The organism is Clostridium sp., assembly GCF_016650095.1.
In the GTDB taxonomy this organism is placed as follows: domain Bacteria; phylum Bacillota; class Clostridia; order Clostridiales; family Clostridiaceae; genus Clostridium_AD.
This window is the reverse complement of sequence record NZ_JAENWL010000320.1, coordinates 1-4,413: the sequence shown is the minus strand read 5'-3', so window position 1 is coordinate 4,413 and position 4,413 is coordinate 1. Positions and strand designations below refer to the sequence as shown.

The window sequence follows — 4,413 nt, the reverse complement described above, 5'->3', positions numbered from 1 at the left end:
TGCATGTGTTAGGCACGCCGCCAGCGTTCGTCCTGAGCCAGGATCAAACTCTCAATTTAAAAGTTTACACTTTTTCATTTGAAATAATTAATCTGCGCCAACTGTTAAGTTGGTTAGCAAGCTCATTACATACTTTTTAGCCTTTCGACTAAAATATTACTTTACTAAAGTAATTAACTGGTTAAAATAAAATATTATTTCATTTCTTTACCTATTTCTCTGTTTAATTTTCAAAGACCAATTCGCTAAGTCATCATGTGACGACTTCTACAATTATAATTCTTTTCTTCTTCATTGTCAACTATTTTAAAAAATCTTTGATAATGAATTTCTGATTCATCACTTCTAACTTAAAGTCAGTTTACAACTGTATGTTTCAGCGACAATTAACATGATATCATATGTATAAATCGCTATTTGTTTATAATCGTTCGTTATATCAATTTATTTTAATATTTATCCTTATTTCTCCCATTTACAACCTTTTGCTTATGATGATACGCTTGGTACATTTATTGGTCATTCAACCCTTAATGCACATGAACATAACTATCATAGCATTATTAACCTAACTAACGCTCTTTAAATCCTCACTTTCGTTATTGCACTATTAAAATTTGCAATTAAACAAAATAAGAACTCAGTAAAAATAGTTTTTTACCTAAGTTCTTATTAGGAGCATGAAACGTATTATTCTTATAGTGACATTACTATCTCCTTAAATTTATTACCTCTTACTTCAAAATTTTGAAACATATCAAAACTTGCACATGCTGGTGACATCGTAACTATATCACCAGGTTTTGCAACTACTTTCGCTATGCAAATTGCTTCATTAAAACTATCAGCAAGTATAATTTCTAGTGAAATTTTCTTTTCTTTTAATACACGTTCAAAAACTTCTTTTATTTTATACTTAGTAGCGCCCACTAATATCAATGTCTTAATATTTAAGTAGGCTTCCTGCGCTAGTGGTTCAAAAGGTATTTGTTTATCATATCCTCCTGCAATTAATATAACTGGCTTTTCAAAAGCTTTAAGACTTGCTATTGTTCTAGTTGGGCTAGACGCTATTGAATCATTGTAATACTTAACTCCGTCTACTTCTCTCACAAATTCACCTCTATGTGGTACTCCCACAAAAGTTGTCGCCACTTCTCTCATGCTCGCGACTGACACTTCATCTTGAGTCGCACAAAAAGCAGTTAATAGATTTTGAATATTATGCATTCCTTTTAGCTTTATTTCCTCAAGATTACATACAACCTTATTCATAATGAATAATTTATCATTTTGAAAATATGCACCATCTTCTATTTTTTCTCTTATACTAAAACATTTAACTTTCCCCTTTGACTCTTTTCTTAATTCATAAGTCAAAGCATTATCCTTATTAAGTATAATAAGATCCCCGTCACTTTGATATTTAAATACGTTCTTTTTTGCATCTATATATTCTTTCATATCCTTATGGATATCCAAATGATTGGGACTTAAATTTGTTACTATTGCAACATCTGTTGAAACAGTCATAGTCATAAGCTGAAAGCTCGACAATTCCAATACCACTTTATCATTATTTGTTATCTCTTCAATATTCGCAAACAATGGAGTTCCAATATTCCCCCCAACCCAAGTTTTATAACCTTCTTTTTTTAATATATTATATATTATTGTAGTCGTAGTTGTTTTTCCATCGCTACCAGTCACGCCATAAATTTTTGCCGGGCAATATTTTATAAACTCTTCCATTTCCGATGTTATATATGTTCCCTCTTCTTTTGCTTTTATAAGAGCGGGGTTATCTATTCTCATAGATGGCGTTTTAAAAATGACATCAAAACCAGTTAAGTCATTTAAGTAATCTTTCCCTAAAACTAATTTTACTCCTTTTTTTTCAAAATCCGTTGCTACCTCCCCCAGCAAATCATATGTTTTTTTATCAAAAGCAGTAACAACAGCTTGTAGCTTCACTAGGAAATGTATTAAAGGAATATTACTAACCCCTATACCTACAACTCCAACTTTTTTCCCTTTTATAAATTCTTTAAATTCGCTGAAATTTTTCTCCATATAAACCTCCATGTATTCTTAGTATATTTTATATATATTATATTATTAATTTTACAAATTTGTTTCTACTAATTATAACACATAAAAAATAGCGCATAGTATAAATATAGCCTATGCAAGCCCCATTTTATACTACACGCAATCTTCTAAATCAAACTTACAATTACAATTTAAAATTGCAATTTTTCTTCTATAAAATCTTCTAACCCATCTATACTTATTCTTATTTGATCCATTGTGTCTCTATCTCTAATAGTTACAGTATTATCTTCTAGAGTATCAAAGTCAACCGTTATACAATATGGAGTTCCTATTTCATCTTCTCTTCTATATCTCTTTCCTATACTTCCAGCTTCATCGTAATCTACATTAAATTTCTTACCTAACATAGCGTATACTTGTAACGCTTTTTCTGATAATTTTTTACTGAGTGGCAAAATAGCTGCCTTAAATGGAGCAAGTGCTGGATGTAAATGAAGCACTGTTCTTGTATCTCCACCTTCAAGTTCTTCTTCATCATATGCATTGGCTAAGAATGCAAGCACAACTCTATCTGCACCTAAAGACGGTTCAATACAATATGGTACATATTTTTCATTAGTGATAGGATCTAAATAACTCAAATCGTTTCCTGAATGTTCCATATGTTTCTTTAAGTCATAATCAGTTCTATCAGCAATCCCCCATAGTTCGCCCCATCCAAAAGGAAACAAGAATTCTATATCACATGTAGCATTGCTATAGAATGATAATTCTTCTTCACCGTGATCCCTGAATCTTAAATTTTCCTTGTTCATTCCCAAATTATATAAGAAGTTGGCACAATACTCTTTCCAATATGCAAACCACTCTAAATCTGTACCTGGCTTACAGAAAAACTCCAATTCCATTTGCTCGAATTCTCTTGTTCTAAAAATAAAATTTCCTGGTGTTATTTCATTTCTAAAAGCCTTTCCTACTTGACCTATCCCAAATGGAATTTTTTTTCTTGAAGCTCTTTGAACATTTTTAAAGTTTACGAAGATTCCCTGAGCTGTTTCTGGTCTTAAATATATTTCTGATTTCCCTTCTTCAGTTGTTCCCTGTGAAGTCTTAAACATTAAATTAAACTTTCTAATGTCCGTAAAATTTTTCTTACCACATTTAGGACATACTATTTCCTGTTTTTCTATATATCCTTTTAGTTCTTCATTTGTCCATCCATCAGCAGAAGCTACTTCTGCTCCAAGCTTTGTCATATAGTCTTCCACTAATTTATCTGCTCTAAATCTAGATTTACAATCTTTGCAATCCATAAGCGGATCTGAAAAACCTCCAACATGGCCAGTCGCTACCCATACTTCAGGATTCATAAGTATAGCGCAGTCCACGCCTACATTGTATGGGCTTTCTTGAACGAATTTTTTCCACCAAGCTTTTTTAACATTGTTTTTAAATTCAACTCCTAAAGGACCATAATCCCATGAGTTAGCGAGTCCTCCATATATATCAGATCCGGGGAATACAAATCCTCTATTTTTGCATAGTGCAACCACCTTATCCATGCTTTTTTCAAATGCCATTTCAATTCCTCCTAAATTTTAATATTCTATATGATACTTTTATTTATATGCTTCCATATGGTGTGCGTTGAATATCTTATCATATTCTTTCCTATCTTACTGAAATATAACTAGTTTAAATACACACATAAAATCACATTCTCTTATTTTAAATACAAAAAAAAGACTATACCCTAAGGGACGAAAATTACTTCCGCGGTTCCACCCTTATTGGCACAAGCCCTGCTCTAAATTCTATACACTCAAAAGCTCCTTTCACAATAATACTTTAATTGTTTACACCAACCACAATCTCTCTTATAAAGTACTACTATTACTCTTCTTTATCATAGTGACATATTTAATTGTATTAATATTATACTAAACTTCATATTATTGTCAACAGTATCATACATAACTTTCTTATGATTATGATATTCCAACAAATTAATTTACAATTTTATCTGTTGTGTTTTAACTCAAAAAATAAAAATGGCTCCGCGAAAAGGATTTGAACCTTCAACCTATCGGTTAACAGCCGAGCGCTCCACCGTTGAGCTATCGCGGAATAATATCTTTACTAACTACAATGACATTATATCATATATAATTAAAAATTCAATAGGTTTTTGTTTTATTATAATTTATTATAATTTCTACCTCAATTGCAAATGTAAATTCCACCCCCAATACATTAAACAGTAGAAGTTAGTCTTACAAAGTACAGGGTAGATTTTACCGTTACAAATTATTATAATAATATTGGATATACCAATACAATAATCCTTGCTTGATCGTA

2 protein-coding genes, 1 tRNA gene, 1 rRNA gene and 1 other annotated feature are annotated in these 4,413 nt (G+C 31.2%); all 4 genes read right to left on the bottom strand.

The genetic code is table 11. The features are described from left to right. Nucleotides 1–59 (bottom strand): 16S ribosomal RNA (locus tag JJE11_RS15345); the annotation flags it as partial. A 637-nt stretch (nucleotides 60–696) separates the two neighbouring features. Then, complete coding sequence (murD, locus tag JJE11_RS15340) at nucleotides 697–2,073, bottom strand: UDP-N-acetylmuramoyl-L-alanine--D-glutamate ligase (RefSeq protein WP_291637177.1); 1,377 nt, start codon at nucleotides 2,071–2,073, stop codon at nucleotides 697–699. 170 nt (nucleotides 2,074–2,243) lie between these two features. Then, nucleotides 2,244–3,635 (bottom strand): glycine--tRNA ligase, encoded by a 1,392-nt coding sequence (locus JJE11_RS15335; protein WP_291637174.1) that lies wholly within the window; start codon nucleotides 3,633–3,635, stop codon nucleotides 2,244–2,246. A 173-nt stretch (nucleotides 3,636–3,808) separates the two neighbouring features. Then, nucleotides 3,809–3,974: a binding site (T-box leader), on the bottom strand. 133 nt (nucleotides 3,975–4,107) lie between these two features. Continuing rightward, nucleotides 4,108–4,182 (bottom strand) — tRNA-Asn (locus JJE11_RS15330). Nucleotides 4,183–4,413 lie beyond the last annotated feature (231 nt).